Annotated in this window: 17 protein-coding genes; 12 read left to right on the top strand and 5 right to left on the bottom strand. The window is 48.4% G+C overall.

Annotated features, from left to right (window positions below; all coding sequences use genetic code 11):
• Nucleotides 1–289 precede the first annotated feature (289 nt).
• On the top strand, nucleotides 290–2,710 hold the full coding sequence (locus AC0J20_RS15965) for a M1 family metallopeptidase (protein ID WP_473022482.1): 2,421 nt from the start codon (nucleotides 290–292) through the stop codon (nucleotides 2,708–2,710).
• 16 nt (nucleotides 2,711–2,726) lie between these two features.
• A complete protein-coding gene (locus AC0J20_RS15960; RefSeq protein ID WP_229531383.1) occupies nucleotides 2,727–3,227 on the top strand; it encodes a DUF6702 family protein in 501 nt (166 codons plus the stop codon).
• A 73-nt stretch (nucleotides 3,228–3,300) separates the two neighbouring features.
• Here AC0J20_RS15960 and AC0J20_RS15955 read toward each other — a convergent pair whose 3' ends face one another.
• Entirely contained in the window at nucleotides 3,301–4,665 is a 1,365-nt protein-coding gene (locus AC0J20_RS15955; RefSeq protein ID WP_473022466.1) for an aminotransferase-like domain-containing protein, read from the bottom strand.
• 179 nt (nucleotides 4,666–4,844) lie between these two features.
• Between AC0J20_RS15955 and AC0J20_RS15950 the strand changes: the two genes are divergently transcribed.
• The 7 genes from AC0J20_RS15950 to AC0J20_RS15920 all read left to right on the top strand — a co-directional run bounded on the left by AC0J20_RS15950 (nucleotide 4,845) and on the right by AC0J20_RS15920 (nucleotide 13,435).
• Nucleotides 4,845–6,269: a pyridoxal phosphate-dependent decarboxylase family protein gene (locus AC0J20_RS15950; protein ID WP_473022465.1), complete on the top strand. Its 1,425-nt coding sequence runs from the start codon at nucleotides 4,845–4,847 to the stop codon at nucleotides 6,267–6,269.
• 340 nt (nucleotides 6,270–6,609) lie between these two features.
• On the top strand, nucleotides 6,610–7,455 hold the full coding sequence (locus tag AC0J20_RS15945; protein WP_473022464.1) for a DUF3014 domain-containing protein: 846 nt from the start codon (nucleotides 6,610–6,612) through the stop codon (nucleotides 7,453–7,455).
• 12 nt (nucleotides 7,456–7,467) lie between these two features.
• Complete coding sequence (locus AC0J20_RS15940; protein ID WP_473022463.1) at nucleotides 7,468–8,013, top strand: DUF1285 domain-containing protein; 546 nt, start codon at nucleotides 7,468–7,470, stop codon at nucleotides 8,011–8,013.
• Nucleotides 8,014–8,108: 95 nt separating this feature from the next.
• On the top strand, nucleotides 8,109–9,842 hold the full coding sequence (locus AC0J20_RS15935) for an adenylate/guanylate cyclase domain-containing protein (RefSeq protein ID WP_473022462.1): 1,734 nt from the start codon (nucleotides 8,109–8,111) through the stop codon (nucleotides 9,840–9,842).
• Complete coding sequence (locus AC0J20_RS15930; protein ID WP_473022461.1) at nucleotides 9,839–11,524, top strand: adenylate/guanylate cyclase domain-containing protein; 1,686 nt, start codon at nucleotides 9,839–9,841, stop codon at nucleotides 11,522–11,524. The genes AC0J20_RS15935 and AC0J20_RS15930 overlap by 4 nt, the downstream gene beginning before the upstream one ends.
• Before the next feature lie 95 nt (nucleotides 11,525–11,619).
• Complete coding sequence (locus AC0J20_RS15925; RefSeq protein ID WP_473022460.1) at nucleotides 11,620–12,111, top strand: hypothetical protein; 492 nt, start codon at nucleotides 11,620–11,622, stop codon at nucleotides 12,109–12,111.
• An 88-nt stretch (nucleotides 12,112–12,199) separates the two neighbouring features.
• On the top strand, nucleotides 12,200–13,435 hold the full coding sequence (locus tag AC0J20_RS15920; protein WP_473022481.1) for a metal-dependent hydrolase family protein: 1,236 nt from the start codon (nucleotides 12,200–12,202) through the stop codon (nucleotides 13,433–13,435).
• Nucleotides 13,436–13,477: 42 nt separating this feature from the next.
• Here AC0J20_RS15920 and AC0J20_RS15915 read toward each other — a convergent pair whose 3' ends face one another.
• On the bottom strand, nucleotides 13,478–13,879 hold the full coding sequence (locus AC0J20_RS15915; RefSeq protein ID WP_473022459.1) for an MAPEG family protein: 402 nt from the start codon (nucleotides 13,877–13,879) through the stop codon (nucleotides 13,478–13,480).
• 122 nt (nucleotides 13,880–14,001) lie between these two features.
• On the opposite strand from AC0J20_RS15915, the gene AC0J20_RS15910 reads away from it, so the two are divergent.
• Nucleotides 14,002–14,745, top strand: a complete 744-nt coding sequence (locus AC0J20_RS15910) for an alpha/beta hydrolase-fold protein (protein WP_229531374.1) — start codon at nucleotides 14,002–14,004, stop codon at nucleotides 14,743–14,745.
• Nucleotides 14,746–15,025: 280 nt separating this feature from the next.
• On the opposite strand, the gene AC0J20_RS15905 is transcribed toward AC0J20_RS15910, so the two are convergent.
• The 3 genes from AC0J20_RS15905 to AC0J20_RS15895 all read right to left on the bottom strand — a co-directional run bounded on the left by AC0J20_RS15905 (nucleotide 15,026) and on the right by AC0J20_RS15895 (nucleotide 16,257).
• Entirely contained in the window at nucleotides 15,026–15,340 is a 315-nt protein-coding gene (locus AC0J20_RS15905; RefSeq protein ID WP_229531373.1) for a helix-turn-helix domain-containing protein, read from the bottom strand.
• Nucleotides 15,327–15,521: a type II toxin-antitoxin system RelE/ParE family toxin gene (locus AC0J20_RS15900; RefSeq protein ID WP_473022458.1), complete on the bottom strand. Its 195-nt coding sequence runs from the start codon at nucleotides 15,519–15,521 to the stop codon at nucleotides 15,327–15,329. The genes AC0J20_RS15905 and AC0J20_RS15900 overlap by 14 nt, the downstream gene beginning before the upstream one ends.
• 217 nt (nucleotides 15,522–15,738) lie before the next feature.
• Entirely contained in the window at nucleotides 15,739–16,257 is a 519-nt protein-coding gene (locus AC0J20_RS15895) for a hypothetical protein (RefSeq protein WP_473022457.1), read from the bottom strand.
• Nucleotides 16,258–17,241: 984 nt separating this feature from the next.
• Here AC0J20_RS15895 and AC0J20_RS15890 point away from each other — a divergent pair.
• Both AC0J20_RS15890 and AC0J20_RS15885 read left to right on the top strand, forming a co-directional pair.
• Nucleotides 17,242–20,442, top strand: coding sequence for an alpha-amylase family glycosyl hydrolase (locus AC0J20_RS15890; protein WP_473022456.1), 3,201 nt, complete (start codon nucleotides 17,242–17,244; stop codon nucleotides 20,440–20,442).
• Between the two features lie 58 nt (nucleotides 20,443–20,500).
• Entirely contained in the window at nucleotides 20,501–23,008 is a 2,508-nt protein-coding gene (locus AC0J20_RS15885; RefSeq protein WP_473022455.1) for an alpha-amylase family glycosyl hydrolase, read from the top strand.
• Nucleotides 23,009–23,044 lie beyond the last annotated feature (36 nt).

The raw sequence follows: 23,044 nt of genomic DNA, 5'->3' as shown, positions 1-23,044 counted from the left end.
CCGCTCTCTTTGAATCCGGAAAATTAAAGAAATTATCGAACCCGCGAGATTGGCAAAAAACCCGCTTTTGTACAAGGCTATTTGGTTATTAGCGATGCTTAATTTGAAAAATACTGAGAAATGTAACTGGCAAGTTTCTCTGGCGCTATCCGCCCCGCTTATCTGCGCAGGTACGATGACAATGGCGAGCCACTTATGTTATAACCTAACAGCGATAAATAAACTAACGACAAGAACCCGCCAGGAACATCTAATGAACAGACGCACTCTGCTCGTCATCGCTTCGTCGATGATGCTAAGTTTCAGTGCTGCCCACGCAGCCATCAAACAAACAAAAGGTGACTTTGAAGACAAGTTCAGACAACTGGACGAATCGTTACCGACACCCAATGTATACCGTAATGCCGCCGGTGAGCCGGGCCATCAATATTGGCAGCAAAAAGTCGATTATAAAATCAGCGCATCGCTGGACGAGGACAAGCGTCGGGTTACGGCCACCGAAGACATTGTCTATACCAACAATTCACCTGATACGCTGAAATATCTGTGGGTTTATCTGGATCAGAACCGTTTCAAAGACGATTCCATGGCCCGTATGACACAGACTTTTGGTGGCATGGGCACCCGTGGCCCGGTAACCAACTCAGCTACGGATTCAGCACCAGCGAAAATGACTCTGGACTTCCTGCGTCAGGAGCAGGCATTCGCTGACACGCCACTGGGTTTTGATATCAGCAATGTTAAAGATGGCAACGGCAACCCGCTGAAGCACACCATTGTTGGCACACTGATGCGGGTGGATTTGAATCAGCCGTTAAAGCCAGGCCAAAGCACTGCGTTTTCATTGAACTTTGCCTTTAATGTACTGGAAGAAAACGCCGTATCAGCCCGTTCTGGCTACGAGCACTTCCCGGATGATGAGCGCGAAGGTGGTAACGACATCTTCCTGTTTGCCCAATGGTTCCCGCGCTTAGCCGCCTACACCGACTACGAAGCCTGGACCAACAAAGAGTTTCTGGGTCGCGGCGAGTTCACCCTGGAATTTGGTGATTACGAAGTCGAGATGACCGTGCCTGCCGACCACATAGTCTCGTCTACCGGTGTACTGCAAAACCCGAAGGACGTATTGACGAAAGAACAAAGAGAGCGTCTGAAGGAAGCTGAAAGCGCTGAGCGCCCGGTATTTGTAGTTACCGCCGAAGAAGCACTTGAAAACGAAAAAGCAGGCACCGATGACAGCAAAACATGGCGCTTTAAAGCCGAAAACGTCAGAGATTTTGCCTGGGCTACCTCGCGTAAATTTATGTGGGACGCTAAAGGTTATGAGCAGGGCGGCGAAGAGCAGCCTTTCGTCATGGCCATGTCATTCTATCCTAAAGAAGGTGGCGATCTGTGGAAGAAGTACTCCACAGAATCGGTAGTACACACCATGGAAGTCTACTCGCGCTTTTCTTTTGATTATCCTTACCCTACCGCACAGTCGGTAAATGGTCCTGTAGGCGGCATGGAATACCCCATGATCACCTTCAATGGTCCACGTACGACGTTGCAGGATGATGGTTCCCGTACCTATACCCTCGCTGAAAAGCGCTTTTTGATTGGCGTAGTAATTCACGAAATCGGTCACATTTACTTCCCGATGGTGGTCAACAGCGACGAGCGTCAGTGGACCTGGATGGATGAAGGTATTAACAGCTTCCTCGACGGGGTTGCCGGCCAGGAATGGGATCCGGATATTCCTTGGGGCGTTGAACCCAGAGATATTACCGGCTATATGAAAAGTTCGGTGCAGGTACCGATCATGACGCAATCAGACAGCATCCTTAAGTTTGGTCCTAACGCCTACACAAAACCTGCTGCCGCCTATAAAATTCTGCGGGAAACCATTTTGGGCCGTGAATTGTTTGACTTCGCTTTGCGCGAATACGCACAGCGCTGGAAGTTCAAGCGTCCTACCCCTTCCGATTTTTTCCGCACTTTAGAAGAAGCCAGCGGGGTTGATCTGGACTGGTTCTGGCGCGGCTGGTTTTACAGCACAGACCACGTAGATATCTCTATCGATAAAGTCTCTAAACTGCGCATCGACACCGAAGATCCGGATATCGATTTTGATCGCGATCGCCAGGAAGAGTCAGACAAGCCAATGCCGGTAACCGTAGAGCGCAACATGCAGGAAGGCAAAACCTGGGTAGAACGCAACCCGGATGTACGTGACTTCTATGATGAAAACGACCGCTGGACCGTTACCAACAAAGAACGCAATGCCTACAAGAAATTCCTGGATGGACTGGAAGACTGGGAGCGCACTGCATTTGAGCGCGCCGTCAGCGAAGATCAGAATTACTATGTTATGGAATTCAGCAACATCGGTGGCCTGGTTATGCCTATCATCATTGAAGCCACCTTTGCGGATGGCAGCAAAGAGCGCCATTACTACCCTGCTGAAATCTGGCGTCGCAGTCCTAAGCATGTTGAGAAACTGCTGGTGACACCAAAAGACAAAGAACTGGTAAGTGTTGAAGTCGATCCGCGTTGGGAAACTGCCGATGTGGATGTCACCAATAACCATTTCCCGCGTAAGATCATCGAATCGCGTATCGAAGCCTACAAAGCCAAGGCACGCACCGGTAACGCCCGTCGCGATATCATGCAGGATATCAAAACTGAGCTAAAGACAGACGATGACGAAGACAACAAAGACGAGCAATAAGGAGTTGCACTAAGCAATGCGCATTCTTATCGTCTTATTAATGCTGGGCGCCTTTACGGCGCCCTCTTTCGCTCATCAGATTAAATCCGCGATTACAACGGTTTTATTCAACGAAAACAGCAGAAATCTGGAAGTGATGCATCGCTTTTACCTGCATGATGCTGAGCACGCCGTCAGTGTCATGGGAGATGGTAGCGCGGATATTCTGAGCAATCCCAAAACCCAGCAAACATTTGCCGACTACGTAGTTGAACGCTTTCAGCTGGTGCTGGACGAAAAAACCGTTACCCTGAATCAGGTTGGCTACGAAATTGACGGTAAATTCCTGTGGGTTTATCAGGATTATCCATTACCAGACTCGGTAAACAAAATTTCTGTGAAACACAGTGCCCTGCAGGATATCTGGTCTGAGCAAATCAATACGGTAAACATCGAAGGTAACATCAATGGCAACAAAAGCCTGAAAACCCTGACCTTCCGTGAATCCGGTAAGCTGCTGGAAGTAGAGTTTCCTTAAAGCTGACGCTGATTGTCATTTTAGTGGCCCGGCTCCGTTCACCGGGCTACATTTTCAATCCCTGACACTGCTGTTACGCTGTTTCAACCTCACCAGTGCGATTTCTTTCAATCTTTTGCAGCAATATATCCAGCTCGCGCTTTCGCTCGTCATCAAGAGGCCAACCGCAATTTATGCGAAAATAATCATGATAATAATGGCGAGAAGAAAACAGATTGCCAGGTCTGATGGCAACCTGCTCAGTATCTAAATCTGCGGCCAGTTGCTCGCTGTTCAACCGGGGAACCTGGCACCACAGCACCATGCCCCCCTGAGGCTCAGACACAGCCAGATCGTCCCGGGTATTGGTAAGCAAATAGTGGCGGTAATCACGTACCTGCTGACTCAGCTGAGGCAACAATTTCCTGATGTGTTTGCGATAATTGCCACTGGCAATAAAATCCGCCAGGATGGCTTGTAGTGGCATGTTCACCCCCATAGATTCTGCCCGCCGCCGGGCAGCAAACAAGGGATAAAATCGCCCCGGCTCACACCAGCCAAGCCGATAACTGGCGCACAGTGTTTTGGAGAAGGAACTGCACCACAACACATTGCCGTCAGTATCCCAATGTTTAATTGGTAGGGGTAACACGCCGTTAAAACTCAATTCCTGGTAAACATCATCCTCAATAACCGGAAACTGATAGCGATTGGCCAGTTCAGCAATTGCGGCTTTGTGAGCATTGCTAAACTGATGCCCCAGCGGATTCTGAAAGTTGGCGGTGAGTAACAGTGCAGTGGCACTGCCCGAGCGAATAATATCTTCCAGATACACTAAATCTATGCCCTGACGCGTACTGGGAATTTCCAGAATTCGTCTGTTCATACTACGCAAAATATCCAGCAGACCATTAAAACACGGCGACGCGACCACCACTACGTCCTCAGGTTGTGTGGTAACTTCAAGGGCCAGCCGGACACTGTCTAAGCAACCATGCCCGATGACAATATTACCGGCATTGAGGGTAAAACCGGCTTCGGCGTAATGAGCGGCCAATGCCCGATGCAAAAAAGGGTGACCATTGCTGTCGCCATAATGTAATCCCTGTGCATGAGCTCGTTTAAAAACCGATCGGGCCGCATTGCCCAGTTGTTGCAGGGGCAGCAGAGATTCGGCCATCTGCGCTGTCGCCAACGGATGTTGGCTGTGAATCAGAGGAGGCTGAGTGGCAACCTGAGGCTCAGGCGAAAACTGCTGTAGTGGGATTGTTCTGAGATTCAGAACCGGTTTTTGCGCAAAATAACCTGCCCGTGGACGCGTGCTTGCATAACCCCGTTCCACCAGAAAGTTGTAGCAGTTCAGTGCCGTTGTCATACTCACTTGTTGCTGACGGCTAAAATCCCGCACAGACAATAACCGTTGCCCGGCAACCATTGAGCCGCTGTCTATTTCTGCCATCAGCTGATTAGCTAGCGTTTTATACTGAATCATATTCCCGTTTACAGACAGACTAAGCGTTAGACAAAAACTATCGTTAACAACACAATCTGTATACTTTTATTTGTTATTTTTTGTATCTGTACTCTATTTTTGAATCATTTAAAGTCTCTGTACTCGTCAACCGGAGGCAAAAAACCATGATCAACACCATGCTCAACAATACACCCAACAACACTTTCTGCTCACCCAATAACACTGAGTGGCAGGAGCTTATCAGCCACTTTGCGCAACAGTCGCTGCAATTTCTGCAAAATATTGAGCACTTTCCCGTGGCCAATCTGACGCCGCATTTACCAGAAACGGCACTCCCGGAACAAGGATTGGGTTCAGAAGTCACGGCAAAACTGGTTGAGTCTGAATTGATCCCTCAGATGTCCGGCAGTCGTGGTCCGCGATACTGGGGGTTTGTCACCGGTGGAGCAACCCCGGTTGCTACCTATGCTGACTGGTTGGTAGCAATGTTGGATCAGAATGTGTCAAAAGGTGGCGACTCCATTGCCACGCAGGTGGAGCAGCAAGCCATTAAATGGCTAGTGGCACTGTTTGATTTACCTGATAGTTTCACCGGCCTGTGCACCACAGGTGCCACAGCGTCCAACTTTCTGGCTGCTGTCACCGCCCGACAATATGCCGGAGAGCAACAGCAGATTGACATCGCAAAACAGGGTATGAAGCACCTTGATGTCGAGATTTTCAGTGCCTGCCCTCATGCCAGTATGATAAAAACCCTGGGTCTGGCAGGATTCGGCCAGGATAATGTTCGCTATATAAAAACGCTGCCGGATTCGGAAGCCATGAACCCGAAAGACCTCGAGCGGCAACTGAATAACAGTCAGGCGCGCAGTAAAATTGTGATCAGCAGTGCAGCCACAGTAACCGGCACCAGTTTCGACGATTTACAAACCATAGCGGGACTTTGTCAGGCCCATGCAGCCTGGCTTCATGTGGACGCTGCGTTTGGAATTTTTGCCCGCCTCATACCGGCTAAAAAGCACCTCAGTGACGGCCTGGAACTGGCAGACTCCATTACCCTTGATGGGCACAAGTGGCTGAACGTTCCCTATGATTGCGGCTTTTTCTTTACCCGCCATCAGCGTTTGCTGGTTGAAAGTTGTCATGTGGCAGCCCCGTATCTGGTGCAATCAACAACCACCCCTGACTTTATGTCGCTGGGCATAGAGAATTCCAGACGATTTCGGGCATTACCCGTCTGGATGACAATCAAGGCCTATGGTCAGGCCGGCATCCGCTTTTGGGTGGAGAAAAACTGTCGTCAGGCAGCGATTCTCGCTGATTACCTGGACGCCAGCAACCATTGGCAGTTGGTTCATCCCTGCGCTCTGAACGTGGTGTTATTTCGACCTGATGAGAAGCACCTGGCATCGGTCAGTTGCAGCGAGATACTGCATCAGATAAATCGCCGTGGGAAGGTATTCTTTAGCCCCGGTCAATGGCAGGGACAACATATTATTCGCGCAGCATTGAGCAACTGGCAAACAGAAGACGCTGATATCGCAATTGCCATACAGGAGTTAAATACCGTCGCGTTACAAAATACCTGATTTTGTCATACTGACATCTGCTCAGAAACATTAATCCACTGCGATATTTATCAGGCATTGCAATAACTGTGGTACATTGCAGTGCCTGTTGTTCTTTGTCACGTCGATTCGAGCCCATGTGCTGTTTTGCACTTAAAACGGGTCTGTCCGGCACAAATTTCATGCACCAAAGTTCAACAATCTCAAATTCAGTTTAAATTAATTGAACTAATGTCATGATTTAGCTTGAAAAAAGGGCTTTTGCACCAAAGATCAGCACAAGAAATTATGAGTTTTTACGTGCAAATTAAGCAGGCTTGCATTACTTTTAAAGTTAATTTTACAGGAATCCGGTACGGTTATGACAGATAACGAAAATACCCCAAATACAGCGAAGTCCCCGGCCTTCTATTTCGCCCTCGCTGCTGGCGTTGTGATACTGTTGGTCGTTATTTATCTGCTATTCTCTGGCGACGCTGAGCAGTCGGAACAACCACAACCGGTGGAAGTGCCCATTGTTACTGAACCGGATCCAGAGCCAGTTACCCTGCCCGAACCTGAGCCAGAGCCGGAAGAGGTATTGCCAGAGCCGGTGCCCATGCCTGAACCAACGCCCGAACCCGAGCCTGAGCCCATCGATATCAGTGATGCCGCCGTAAAAACGGCCATTGTGAGTCTGGCAGAAATGCCGACACTGGCCAGATTCCTGGTAGATGAAGATCTGTTACGCCGCTTTGTGGTATTTACTGAAAACCTGGCCAATGAGCAACTGGCCGCCAGACACCACCTGTTGCGGGCGCCAGAAAATAGCTTTCGGGTTTACCGTCAGGCCGGAAAAGAATGGATAGACTCCTCCAGTTATCAACGCTACAGCGCTTATGTCAATGCGCTGGATAGTATTGAAGCAGAAGATTTGCTGGATCTTTATGAGGTCTACAAACCCACCATTTCTGAAATTTTTGCGGAAATTGGCAACCCCGATGAGGATTTTGATTATCGCCTGATGGATGCCATAGACCATCTGCTGGATACGCCGGAAATCCCGGTTCCGGTAGAAGTATACACCGACAGTGTAATGTACAAATATCGCATTGATCAGGTGGAAGATTTAACCGCTCCACAAAAACAATTATTGCGCACGGGTCCGGAAAATATGCGTGTTATCAAAGCCAAGCTTAGGGAAATCAAAGCACTGCTAGATCAGTAGGACCAGCCTGCGATGGACCTGGCCTCACTGCAAAAAAGCCTTTCGGGCAAGGGTAAATTACCCCCGGTTGAGCAGTGGAACCCAGATTTTTGCGGCGATATAGATCTGCAAATAAAACAAGATGGCCAATGGTTTTATATGGGTACACCCATTGGCCGCCAAGCGCTGGTAAAGCTGTTTTCCGGAGTGCTGAAACGCGAAGAACAGGTTTACTTCCTGGTTACCCCAGTTGAAAAAGTGGGCATTCAGGTTGAGGATGTTCCTTTTATTATTACCCAGTGGCGCAACGAAGACGGTTATCTGGTACTCACCACCTCCCTTGATGACGAAGTCGTAGCGAGCCAGCAAAACCCTGTCGAACTCAGATATCACCCGGCACATGAAACCTGGTTGCCCTATGTTTTAATCAGACGTAACCTGTGGGCAAGGCTGCATCAGAATGTTCTTTACCAACTTACCGATCACAGTGAAGCACAGCAAACCCGTTGTCCGGTGACCGGAAAACAGGTATTACAGGTCAACAGTGGCGATTACGCCGCACAATTAGGTTATCTTTAATCCTTATTTCGCGCCCAGCGATTGAGTGTTTGTCAGTGTCCGAAAAACCCGCTAGCATGCCCTTTCAGGCCCTGGACTAAAGCTACAACCTCGCCATGAAATATACCCCGGGTATCACCCAAAAAGTGTTCGCTATAGCCGCCAGTGTATTGTTACTGTTGCTGCTTATCGCTGCCAATACCCATCACAAGATCCGCAGTGTTAATGCTGAAATCAATTACCTGGCCCGGTACATCATTCCCGTGGTGCAGCTGATTGACGATGCCACGATTGCCATGTTGGAACAGGAAATTCACGTCGAACGCATTTTGAGGTGGCAACAGCAACCCGTCCGGCAATCCCACTTAGTCGACGCAGAAAAGGCGCTGTGGCATCAACAATATAATCAGGCAGACAGGCTATTAGCAGAAGCTGTTAAGCAACTGACACTGGCAGACAACCGGGTACCGGCCTCCCTGCACACGGCACCCGACAGTGCGATTCTTCGCGCAGTAGAACAAATCAGAAGCGCAAACCAACGATACTATGCGCATACCAGGGCGTTGTTACAGGAAGACGCGCAAAATACCGCCAGCAGCGAAAAACACCTACCCGGGCAGACACTGAGTCAGGAAGAGAACGCCCTGAACCGGATCGCCGAAGATGCGCTCAGTCAATTGCAAAATTATGCCATAACCACTTCACAACGAGCACAACTACATCAGGAATCGGTACTGCTTCAACATACCCTGTTAACCCTTATCACCCTTATTACCGGGATGGTGTATGCCGCTATTCTGTCGAAAAAGTTAAGCAGGCCGGTCACTGAACTCAATCAACAAATAAACCATTTACTGGCGCAGGAACAGCTGTCCCAGGTACAGGCAAGAAGTCACGATGAGGTGGCCGTGCTGACTCAAAGGTTTAACCTGGCGCTCGATACCCTGCGCCGTGCAGAGCACCTTAAAGACGTGTTTGGCTTGTATCTGGATCCGCAATTGATTGAGCAATTAGAGCAACGCACCCTTGATTACAACGTTGCCGGCGAGCGTCAGTGTGTTACCGTGATTTTATCTAATCTGGAAGGCGTTGATGCACTTGCCAATAACCTCTCAGCGGAACAATTTATCAGGTTGCTCAATCAATACCTGGACATCCAATTGGGTATCAGTCGTGAGTTCCGCGGCATTCTCAATTTTTCGTTGACGGAGATTTTAAGCTTCTGGACTCATCCCTTTTCCGAGCAGCACACCCAAAACAACCTCGCCTGTCATATGCTGTTGTCTCAGTTAACAGGGGTTGCACAGTTCACTCAGATTGTGCAAAAGCAGTACCCAAACAGCGTTACTGATAATGCCATGCAGTTTCGCGCAGGCTTAGCCAGCGGTGAACTGGTTGTTGCTAACATGGGGCCCTCTGGAGCGCGCTCATTCACGGTAATCGGCGACGAAGTCAATGCCGCCAGCCGACTCAAGGGGGTTGCGCGATTTTTCAAAGTAAATCTGGTGCTCAGTGAGGATGTTGTCGGCTCTCTGGATGAGGCGTTCATCATACGACCATTAGGCTGGGTTAAAGTGCCAGGTAAAGATGACCCCATCAAAGTCTTTCATCTGATGGGCTATCGAAAAGACTACTCTCCCCACTCACTGGCGCAACTGGACAGTTATGTTGAAGGCTTGCGCTTATTCGAATCACGGCAACTCCCCGAGGCCACATCGCTGTTTCAGGAATATCTGACTTCTCAGCCTGAGGATATTGCCGCGAAAAAATACCTTGCGCTCTGCCAGCAGTGGCAAAACGGCCTGGACCCCCCTGCCGATACCTTCTATTGGGAGATAGCGCAAAAATGAAATCCAGACTCTATCTGCCACTAAGCCTTAAGATTTACGCGATCAGCCTGTTGATGTTGAGTTTTGTGTTAGTCGTTGCCATTGGTAACTATATGCGTATGACCACAGTCAAGGAGGAAGTCAGGGATATTGCACAGTTCATTTCGCCCATCAATAAACACATAACACAAATCTATATCCACACGTTAGAACAGGAAATTCTGTTTGAGCGGTTACTGAGGCTGAATCAGACCATACCAACTCCGCAGGGTGCCCTGGCGACAGAACAGCAGGCATTGCTTGTACGACAGGAACAAATCATGAAGCAAATTCATGAGACTCAGTCTCTGGCCGAGCAAGCCGCCTATGCTACGCGCATATTGCAAGATACGATTGCGCTGGCGCGCGTCACTCCGGATTTGCGCATGTTGGCTGAAGATCAATGGCAAATGCAAACCCTGTATCAGGAGATAATCAACGCGGTGCAATCGCGCGATAACCTCAGAAGTCAATTAATGACTGAACAGTTGCAACGCCATGAAACCCTGTTTAATCAGCGCATCGCCAGACTGCAGCACAATTTATTCGGGATCACCCAGGCCGGTATTCAAAAAATTCAGCGACAGGACGACAACCTGCTGACCTTCAATATAAGTATTTCAGTAGCGGCGCTGCTGGTTGGCATTATTGTCGCAGCCTATGCATCCAGACGGGTGACAGCTCCCCTCAAAGCCCTGATCCGGGGTTCAGATGAATTACTAAGAGAAAATTACCGCCACCAAATACCCGTGATCAGTAATGATGAAATCGGCGAACTGACCACCTCATTCAATCATTTAATGCAACAGGTGGAGACGAAAGAAACGCTGAGGGCCTCCATGCAGGAATACCTGGACCCCAGGGTTGTTAAACTGCTCACCGAACATCCCGAAGAGGTAAAAGGTGCGAGACACCATGCCAGTGTACTTTTCTCAGATATTGCACAATTCAGCAAACTCAGTGAGACCCTGTCACCGGAATCGTTAGTGGCTGTAATCAATGAATATTACAATCTCGCCGGTCAGGCCATATTGCAGATTGACGGCGTGGTGGACAAATACATCGGTGATGCCATTGTGGCTTTTTGGAGCCCCCCGTTTACGGAAAGCCAAAGCTGCGCCAGACTGGCATGTCGCGGGGCACTTAAACAGGTAGAACAACTACACCATTTGCGCCTTGCTCTGCCAAACTTAGTGGGTATTCGCAAAGGTTTACCCGATATTGACATTCGCATTGGTGTTGCCAGCGGCGAAATTATTGTCGGTAATATCGGCACCAAAACCAACCGCTCATTCACCATAATAGGCGCAGCCGTAGACATTGCTGAGCAACTGGAACAACTCAATAAACAACTGGGCACACATATTTTAGTGACCGAAAATACCCGCCAACAGGTCGGCACAGAATTTTTGTTTCGGCTCGCAGCTCAACTGGATTATGGCAGTACAGATGAAACCACAAATAAGCAGTTTGTATACCAGTTGTTGGGTTACAGGGATGCCTTTTCCGACGTTGAAATTAATCAGTTTGAAGACATTGACCAAATACTGAAACAACTATTTTTAAGCCCGGAGCAGCAACTTTTTAGCGCCCTGGAAACCTACCTGGAACACCATCCAGGGGATGCAATTGCACAGTTTCAGCGGCGTTCAATATCGTGCTAATTTGCTTTATTGGCGGCTAGTTGCTAACGTTGCGCAAATTCCTGTGTTGCTCAACGTGCTACTCAGACAACCCCAATCACCCCCCGGAGCTGTAAGTGTCGTTATCTTTACCAGGTGTAGTTCATACCTTATTTGGCTTATTGGCACTTATTCTGGCCATGGTACTCATTGCAAAGCACCAGCGGATTTTGCTCAATCATCCGATGGGGAAACTCTACGCACTGTTTACCGCGATCACTGCCGGCACTTCGCTGTTTATTTTTAATCATGGTGGACTCGACCCTGCTCATATACTGGCTGTTTTAACGTTAGCAGCGCTGCTGGGCGCGATTGTACTCTCTTTGTTTAAGGTGTTTGGCACCATCACCCCGTATGTGCAGTTGACCTTAATGAGTAGTACTTTATTGTTCCATCTCCTACCGGCGGCCACAGAAGTGCTGATGCGTTTCCCTGTCGATGAGCCATTAGTAGAAAATTTAGAAGATCCCTTGTTACATCAAACCTTTTTAGTCATTTTTATATTATTCTTGCTACTACTGATGTGGCAGATTGCCAAACTAAAAAAGAAAACGATTTATATACGCTAACCGCACTAAATTGGAGGTTCGGGTTTTGAAAAGTCGAATACTAAGCACGCTTATCAGCAGTGTTATCTTGCTTTGCAACACAGATGTGATGGCATCCACCTATATACACGCCGGGAAGATCATTCCGGCCAATTCCGATGAGATCCTATTTCGCTCCACGATTATCGTGGATAACAATAAAATTGTCGCCGTAGAAAGCGGTTATTCTACACCGGATTTCGACGACACCCTCATCGACCTGAAAGACGCCACCGTTATGCCTGGCTTGATGGATATGCATGTGCATATCTCTTCTCAACAGGGTCCTGGCGCTTACATTGAACGCTTTACCAAAAACGAAGCAGACTTCGCACTTAAAAGTGTTAAGTACGCAGAACTGACACTGATGTCCGGGTTCACCACAGTGCGTAATTTAGGCGATCGCTACAACGAATCGGTAGCCCTGAAACGCGCCATCAATGCCGGTGATATTGTCGGTCCGAGAATTTATACAGCGGCTAAAAGCATTGCAACAACTGGGGGACATGCTGATCCCAGTAACGGCAGTAATCAGGACATCATGGGCGATCCGGGTCCAAGAGAGGGTGTGATAAACGGCATTGCTGACGCCAGAAAAGCTGTCAGGCAACGTTATAAAGACGGCGCTGATCTGATAAAAATCACCGCTACCGGCGGTGTGTTAAGCCTGGCGAAAAACGGTCAAAACCCGCAGTTCATGGACGACGAGTTGCAGGCCATCGTTGCCACAGCCAAAGACTATGGTATGACTGTCGCGGTACATGCACACGGAAAAGAAGGCATGGAGCGGGCTATCCGGGCTGGCGTATCGTCTATCGAACACGGCACCTACATGGATGACACTACCATGGAGTTGATGAAGCAATACGGAACCTACTATGTACCCACGGTATTAGCCGGCAAATGGGTAGAAGAAAAAGCCCAAATCGATGGTTTCTTTCCGGATGTAGTACGCCCTAAAGCGGCAGCAATTGGTCCGCTGATTCAAAATACCTTCGGTAACGCGTTTCGGGCTGGCGTAAAAATCGCTTACGGTACAGATTCCGGTGTTTCTGCCCATGGCGACAACTGGCAGGAATTTGTCTATATGGTTGAGGCCGGAATGCCACCACTGGATGCCATTCGCAGTGCCACCTGGCACGGTGCAGCACTACTGAACGTCAGCGAACAATTGGGCTCCATCGAAGCCGGAAAGCTGGCGGATATCATTGCCGTATCCGGTGACCCACTTCGGGACATCAACGCTATGGGCAAGGTGATTTTTGTGATGAAAGACGGCAAAGTATTCAAACAACAAAATCCCTAAGGCATCATTTTAGCGCTCTGCAGCTCAGCAGAGCGCGCTTCTTTACATCGCCACCACTAGCAGATTGCCCCACATGGCCACCACCACAAAAAATGAAGCAAAAAACACCAGCATACGATGCAAAATATGGTTGTAGGTTATGTGAATAAAGGCGTGTACATAGCGCAGCACCACAAAAACCCAGGCTAAAATCAAACCCAATCCACTTTCAGCCTGCATCACAATATGCAAAATCGCGGCGGCGTAAAACAATACCGGCACTTCAAACTGATTGTTAAAATTGCGCCCGGTTTTAGCCACATATTCGGGCAATTCCTGGCCTTGCATCAACTTGTAGTATCTGGCTTTTACTTCTCCGGCTTTAACGCTTTTCATACGACTGGACAGGGTGAACAGTCCCACCAGCAGCGTCAACACCACCATAGCAAACATCGCGAACAACATGATTTAATCCTTATTTATTTTTTACTTCCGGCCACAGAATATTGTGTATCGCAAATTGGCGCAATCCTCACTTGTGATTCATAGTGTAAGTTAACATTTGATAACCTTCTGTGGAGTGCCCCATGCATAAGAGTTTTCATCGGTTTCCAAATGACTTTATGGGACGAGAATTTTATCTGTGGAGTTACGGTCACTACGGGCAACCCGTACTGGTGTTTCCCTCCTCATCCGGCATGGCACATGAATGGGAAGATGCCGGAATGATCAACCTGCTGGCGCCCTTGATCAATGACGGCAAAGTAAAGCTCTATTGTCCGGAAAGTAACGTAGCAAAAACATGGAATAGCAAACAAAGCCACCCGGCGGATTACATCAAAGCCCATCAGGCCTACGAACATTACATTATCAACCACATCGTGCCCTGGATATATCATGACTGCAGAATGGATAAACTTCCCCTGGTTACTACCGGTGTGAGTCTCGGGGCGTATTACGCGGTAAACCACACCTTAAAATATCCCCATATCTTTAACACCTGTTTTGCCATGAGTGGTCGTTATGAGATAACAGGTTTAACACATGGCTTTAGCAACGACGATATCTACTTCAACAACCCTATCGCCTACCTGTCCAACATGCACGGTGAGGTATTACAGCAGGTACAATCGCAATGTGAGTTTATCTTAACCTGCGGCCAGGGCGCTTACGAAGGCGGTTGTCTGGAAGAAACCGTGCAGTTAAGCGAAATTATGCGCCACAAAGGTCTCAATGTGGTGTGTGATATCTGGGGAGCCGAATCCATGCACGACTGGCCAGCCTGGAAACAACACATCATCAAACATTTTGGGCATGTTATTGGTTATTGATTTACGAGCCTGAAAAGTAAAACTGATTTTCGAACGAATTGAAGAGATTGACTACAGTGTTTATACATTAACACGAGAATCTTTAATAATTTAAGTAATCGAGGCAAAATATGCTGTGGCAGAACGCCAATGGAAACACTCATTGATGGAAAACTGGTTTGGGCTGAGAGGAATCTGAGCGCAAACTAATCTGACGAGACACCTAACCAAAAACTGGTATTCGTCAGATCAGATGCCGACTTCTACAAATTATTTACTGCAATTTCAGTATTCATTGCGTTTATAACTCAGCTATATGAGCCAGGGTTTCAGGGTGCCGCTGAACTAGCTTAAGAAGCGTTACAGCCTGACCATTTGGCACACTTCGACCTTGCTCCCAATTCTCCAGTGTACGGGAAGACGTGTGTAGAAGTTGAGCAAACACCCCACGAGACATATTAAACTGTTCTCGGATATTGACGATTTCATTAGGCGAGATTTTCAACTCGACAATTTCATCAACCTTGTGAGTTTTTAACGTTAACTTGCCTTCTGAATGCGCTTTAGCTTCAGTTAAAGCTGAACTTAGTTCGGCAAAAAGATTACGATTGCTCATGACACCACGCCTCCATAAAAGCTTTTAGCTGTTTCTTTTGATCTGCAGTTAAGTCTGACATTTCGTTTTTGCCATAAATGGTTAGCAAATAAAAACGTCTTCTTTCATCCAGATAATAATAAATGACACGCGAACCATCACGTTTACCTTTTCCTTTACTTGCCACTCGGACTTTACGCAAACCGCCAGTCCCCTGAATCACATCGCCTTATCTGGGATTTACCATCAAGTCAGCCTGAAAAAGTCTATACTCCTCCTCGCTGAGATAGATTTCCCGATACTTTGCAAAAATGGATGATTCGACAAATACGCTTTTCATTCTCACAAATGTACGTTAAGAGCGTATAGAACACAACACCCATACGCATTTAACGTACAGAGTGTTCAGAGAACCCGAATCAACTCAAAGATGCGATGGATTTATACTGATTTACCGAGTTTTCGGCATTTTTCTGGCCGGCAATATCTTCCCCATTTGTTCGCTCATTGGCTTGCTTAACCAGCTCTTCCAGCGCTTCTTTCAGTTTTTCCAGTTTGTCTTTAAGAAAACTCAGCTCTTTCTGTTGTGCCTGAGTGTGGGGTTTCTGATCACTCAGAGCGTCAATTGCGGATTCCGTTTTTTCAATTTCCTCTTTCAGCTCGTCCATTTTTTCCTGATCGATTCCCAGTCGATTGAGTGTAAGCCGTTCAAGCGCCTTTTCCAGAAAACTCTTTGGCTCCTCAGAAGCGGCAATTGATGTCCTGTCCGTTCCACTTTGGTTGCCATCCTGGGCAGATTTTTGCCTGCTTTCTGGTTGTGCCAAGGGATCGGTCAGCGGTGTTGTAGCGCCTTGCGCTGTTGCTGAATCTTGCCCGGCAGTCCTGCCATTGCCATACATGTTCTGCCATCGATCATAATCTGCCTGCGACACTATCATGGTGATAACTCCTTATTACCTGGTTGAGCCACGCTGTTGTGTTGTCGCTGATACTGCAGCATGTGTGCCAGACGAAGGCAGGACGAGAGCATGAATGTTAATTTAATGACTGTAGTGTCCAGAAATTAATAAATTTCATTGAGAGATAAAGCAAAACAGATTCCTTTACAGGTTCGATTACGCCAATATTTGTTCGGAGTGCTTAACCTAATCTCCCTTTACGCGCAATAAACTGCGACATCAGTTAAAACAACGATGAGCGGTATCAGGGATGATACCTCAATCAATGCCCAGCACAGGGATGTGCTGTCATTGATGGTCGTCGTTGTACTGATGGCGAAGTTTATGTTGTTGCGCGTCAGGGGCTGCGGGGGATTCTTAAGGGGGGCGCAGCCCGGTCACCTTAAGGCGCAGTCGGCGCCCCGACAATGGTTTCAATCAAATGATAGCGGTTGAACTAAACAGCGGAGCCGAAAAAAGTCTGCCTTGGAGCCTGTAAATAGGTTGAGTGGTTCAGTATCGATGAATTAAGACTTAACCAAAATAATTGGTATCAGACTTTGGTTAGGTTTAGCCGCTCTGTCGAGTTGCCGCTGATACTGCAGCATGAGTACCAGACGAAGGAGATAAATAGAATGAAATTCATATTTATTAGCTGCATACGTATTCATTTGATTATTTTATTTACCTATTCTTAACTACACCCTTGTTAATTAATTGTTAACAATCGAATAGGTGAACATACACCTAAAAGTGCACAACAGGGGCCCTTCCATTTTGGAAATGCTTTAACAGCGGTGCAACGCCGCTGTACCGGTTCGGGATAACCTGCCCCTGAGATACTAATAAAAAGAGAATTAGACGAGAAAGATCCTTGTATTCAATTGAATACGAGTCAGCCTCCTTGTGCCTGCATAAAACCAATAACCATTAATCACACACTGATGTTCTCGCATCAGAAACAACAAGTAACAGGAATCTCATATGAACTGGAAAATTATTTCAGTCGGCTGCAGCCTGGTGTTATCTGGTCACGCCTATGCAGACTGGTTTTTTCGTGGCACAGCCAATAACTGGAATGCCACCGAACTCAGCGCCCAGGGTAATAACCAATATTCCACCTGCCAGAGCTTTGGCTCCGGTGATGCCGGAGGTGGGCCACGCTTTAAAATCGACCGATTTGGAGACTGGCAGGAAAGCTACCCTGGCGCAGATGTGCAGGTAAATAGCAACCAAAGTTATCAAATTAACTTTGATGCCATCAGCAAAAATATCAACACCACCGCCGTCGCAGATTGCAACAACCAGCCGGGTTTCAGCCAGCAGTTTGCTCAGCTGTTTTTCAGGGGCACAGCAAACAACTGGAATGCGGATGCCATGGCTCTGGTGGACAATAATACCTGGCAGTTAGATGTGGCCTTTGACGGTCAGACCAATCAGCGCTTTAAACTGGATGTTCAGGGAGACTGGTCACAAAACTACGGCGACAGCAACAGTGATAACATCCTGGAATCATCCGGTGGCGACATCTATGTACAGGGTGTTGCCACTTACCGTATCACAGTAAACGATGCCACTCTTGCCTACTCGGTAGTCCCCATCACTTCCTCTAATCTGCTCCCCGTAGCGGTTATTTCACCTGGGGGCAGCATCTCAGTGGCGGTAAATGATAACCTGGAACTGAGCGGTTTAGATTCATCCGATCAAGATGGCATTATCAGCCAATACAGCTGGAGCACTGGCGAGACGACTGAGTCCATCAGCATTGATACCTCCACACCGGGTAGTTTCAGCGTACAGCTGACAGTCACCGATGATCAGGGCGGTTCGGATACGGACACGGTAACTATTAACGTATCAGAAGTAAGCGGCGACAGCTGGTATTTCCGGGGTACGCCTAACAACTGGGCAACCACGGTCATGACCACGTCCGATGGCCTGGTGTTTTGCACCCAACAATCCTTTGCCGCCAACAATCCCAGATTTAAAGTTGATCATTATGGCGACTGGACTGAGAGCTATCCAGGCAGCGATTATCTGGTAAATCCCAACAGCACCTATGACATCTGTTTTGACACTAGTGATAGCAGCATCGATGCCACAGAAGTTGTTGGCACTGATACCCAGCCGCCGGTAGCAACGGCCACCCCATCGGCGGGTTCCTACCAGGATACTCAATCGATAACACTGGCTATCACAGATAACCAGGACAGCACACCACAACTTTATTACACCACGGATGGCAGCACGCCCACCAGCAGCTCAGCGTTATATTCCGGACAGAACATCACAGCGTCAGATGTCGGAACAGGCACAGATTTGGTGATCAAAACTCTGGCAGTTGATGCGGATAATAATCAACAGATACAGACCTTCAGTTATCAGATAGGCGCCTTGCCGGACAGTGGCGATTTTCGTAGCGAAACCATCTACTTTGTCATGACTGCGCGCTTTTACGATGGTGACACTAGCAACAACTACTACAACCGGGATCGCATAAAAGCAGGCGACCCACACTGGCGCGGCGATTTTAAAGGTCTGATCCAGCAACTGGATTACATCAAAGATCTGGGGTTTACCGCCATCTGGGTAACCCCACCAGTTGAGAATCGTTCTGGCCTGGATTACCACGGCTATCATGCCTATGACTTTTACCAGGTAGATCCTCGACTGGAATCACCCGATGCCAGTTATCAGGACTTTATCAATGCCGCTCACAGCAAAGGACTGAAAGTAGTACAGGATGTGGTGGTAAATCACTCTGGTCAATATGGTTTGCGCGGCGAGGTCTGGATTGATCACTTACCCATTAAATACTATGTCCCGACAGGCGCAGAGCAAGGTGATGTGGATAACGGCCCCTATCAGGGCAATCTGGGAGATTATAACCGCCTGAATCGCGATGATAACGACAACCCGGTGGCCCCGCAGTGGTTCCGGGATCGCCATAATTCAGATCCCGATGGACTGGTGCCCCTGGTGGACCCTAAAACCGGTGTCACAGTTCCCAGTCCGGGTTACGATGCCAATCGCTTTTTCGGTATCGATGCTCAGGGATTAGATCCCAATTGGTATCACCTGGATGGCTTTATGGCCGGCGGAGACTGGGAAAACCCCACCGCATTGCAGAAAAAGCACATGGCTGGCGATACCATTGACCTGGCTACCGGCAACCAAAACGTTAAAGATTATCTCAATGGTGCGATTCAGATGTATCTGGATATGGGCGTGGACGCCATTCGTCTGGATACAGTAAAGCACGTTGAGCGCGATGAACTACTGACCTACATATACAACTGGCAAAGCCATAAACCCGGTCTGTTTGTATTTGGTGAAAACCTGGTAAAAGGCACCGGATGGGGTTCAGAAATCGCGAATGACAATGCTTCTGCGATCATCCGTCCCTGGTGGTATACCCGTACCACGCAGGACCCGGCTAATCCCAATGGCGGTGGCGATTCAGGTTTAGCCGTACTGGACTTTTCGCTGTTCTCCACCTTCAGAGACAATGTCACCCGCGGTAATCTTAGCGGCGTTGGCGGGATATTCAGCATGGACTGGATCTATGGTGATGCCACCAAGCTGGTGACCTTTTTCCAAAACCATGATGTTGGCCCAGACAACGACTTCAAATATCGCTTTGGAGGTGACCAGGCCCACGCCGCATTGGTTTATAACCTGCTGTGGACGGTACGCGGCATACCTTCACTGTATTACGGCGAAGAAATCATGTTTCAGGCTGGCCTGCCGCAAGACATCGCCAGTGCGAATGACACTATAGACCAAACCGGCCGGGCCTATTTTGGTCCTCACCTGGACGATCTCAGTACCACGCAGTCCCATCCTTTGTATCAACACATCAAGCGTCTCAATCAGATCCGCAAAGGGATCCCGGCACTGCAAAAAGCCCCGATGAGTCAGGTGAATGAATGGAGCGCAGGTATGAGTTTTGTCCGCGATTTATCTTCTGAAGGCAGTTATGCAGTGGTGGGCCTGGCGGCTTCATCACCACAAAACATCACCGTCTCAGGAATACAAAACGGCACCTACACGGATGTTGTGAGCGGCACCAGCCTCTCAACCAGTAACGGCAGCCTGCAATTCTCAGTACCGGCTTATTCAGCGCGGATCTGGGTGTTAAATGGCCCTGGTAAAATTGGCAGCGACGGCCTGTATCTGAAATAACCCACTCGCCCCGACAGTGCTACTGGCACTATCGGGGCTAACCTATGAGCAAACAACAATGAACAAACTCACTTTTTTCATGCTGCTAAGTGCAGTGTCCGGCAGTGTTAGTGCCGACTGGTATTTCCGCGGTACACCCAATAACTGGAACACCACGGCTTTGACGGACCAGGGCAACAATATTTTCACCACCTGCCAAAGCTTCGACGCTGGTGATGCCAGTGGTGGCCCCAGATTTAAAATAGACCGTTATGGCGACTGGGGCGAAAACTACCCCACCAGCGATTATACTGTCGCCGGTCAGTCCAGCTACCACATTGAGTTTAACGCCACCAGCAAAGCCATTGCAGCAAACCCGGTAAGCAGTTGCACCGGCTCCGGATACAGCAGCAATTTTACGCAGCTGTATTTTCGGGGCACCGCTAATGGATGGGGAACCTCTGCCATGCAATTGGTGGCGGATAATACCTGGCAAACCCAGGTGGTTTTTGACGGTCAGGCCAATCAGCGCTTTAAACTGGATATTTCCGGCGACTGGTCACAAAATTATGGCGACAGTGACAGCAATGGTGTTCTCGAGCTAAGTGGCGCAGATATTTATACTTCGGTAAATGGTAGCTACCTGGTCACGGTCAACGACCAAACCCTGGCATACAGCCTGTCAGAAGCCAGCACCTGTAGTCAAAACTGTGCACAGCCGGTGGACTTTTTAGGCGCCGAATACAGCCCGACACAAACGGTGTTTTCCATCTGGTCACCGGATCACAGCGACGTTAAAGTGCAGGTAAACGGCCAGCTATACCCGCTTACGCTTGTGTCCAACTTCAATGGATACAGCGATGTTTACCAGGTAACCGTCAGCGGTGATCTACATTTGGCCGAATATACCTTTCTTATCAATGGCATTGAGGTCAGAGATCCTTACGGAAAGATGATTGAACCACAAAGCCACACCAATATCGTTTTGGATATGTCCCGATTACAGCCAGATGGGGGTTGGGCAGGCGCTCCGACATTAGTTGAGCGAGAAGATACCGTAATCTATGAAGTGCATGTCAGAGACTTCACCATCGACAGTAGCTCTGGTGTTGATGCCAATAAAAAAGGCAAGTATCTGGGCATGGTGCAATCCGGCACCGAGTTCAACGGCTTAAAAACCGGTATCGATCATCTGAAAGAACTGGGCGTTACCCACGTTCAGCTGTTACCGGTTTACGACTTTGCCACCTGTGATGGATTGCCGGACAGCAATGATTGTTACAACTGGGGCTACGATCCACGCAACTACAACATTCCCGAAGAGCGTTATTCTCTGACCCCAACTGACTACGAAAACCGGGTCAAAGAGTTTAAAAACATGATCAACGAATTTCACAAAGCGGGTATCCGGGTCATTATGGACGTGGTGTACAACCACACCTACGGCAATGAAATGTTTGAGAACATCAGCAACCAGTACTTCTATCATCAGAATCTGGTGGTGGGCAATACCATTGATGACGGTGTGCCTATGGTAAACCGTATGATTCGTGACTCGCTGGAATACTGGGCCACTGAATACAAAATTGATGGTTTTCGCTTTGATTTAGTGGGCGTGTTTAGCTATCAGAACTTTGGCGACTGGGGCGAGCATCTGGAATCCGTTCTGCCCGGTCGAAATATCCTGATGTATGGCGAACCCTGGCCAGGCTGTTTTGGTTGTGTTGATGAACGGGAAGACTCCAGAGTCAGATTGGGCACCATAGGCCGGGTACACGATTCTCATGTGGGCGTGTTTAATCCCAAGTTTCGGGAAGCCATCAAGGGGCAGAATGATAACGGTGATTGTAATTCCGGAGATTGTTACGCCTTCAACGCCAATCCCGACACCTGGCGTATCGAAGTGGGCAGTCGCGGAGCGATTCGCTTCAATAAGGATGCCAATGCAGTAATTGACACCTGGGATGCCATGTTTGCCATGGATCCGGAACAAAGCATCAACTATGTGTCAGCCCACGACAACCTCACCTTGCGGGACAAAATTCTGGAATGGGCGACACTCAATGGCGTTTCCCATAGCTCAGCCTATTTAAAACGCATTCAGAATTTTGCTAACGGCATTGTGCTTACCAGTCAGGGGATCCCGTTTTTGCACGGCGGCGTGGAAATGCTGCGAGACAAACAGGGAGTTCACAACAGCTACAATGCCGGAGATGCCATCAACAAATATCAATGGCAATGGAAACAGGATCATCAGGATATCGTAGATTATTACGCCAGTGTGATCAGTATGCGCAATGCCCATCCGGGTTTCAGAATGAACACCTGGGATGAAGTGAACAATCACATCACGACAACCCTGCCCCGCTACGGCGTTGTCGTGAATCACATTGATGCTCAGGCCAATGGCGACAGCTGGTCTGAAATACTGGTGATTTACAACAGTGCTGATAATTACAGCTACAGTTTACCGGCTGGCAACTGGCAGGTCGCTATGCAAAATGGTGAAGGCTATCAGGCCAATGGCCCGGTGGTTTCAGGAAGTATTGTGGCCCAGGGAACGGCCGTGACGGTATTGTTTAAATAATAACTCTGAGCATTATCAAAGATATGCAGCAGGCCT

This window comes from Planctobacterium sp. R6 (assembly GCF_055755215.1).
This window is presented reverse-complemented; position numbering and strand designations above follow the sequence as displayed.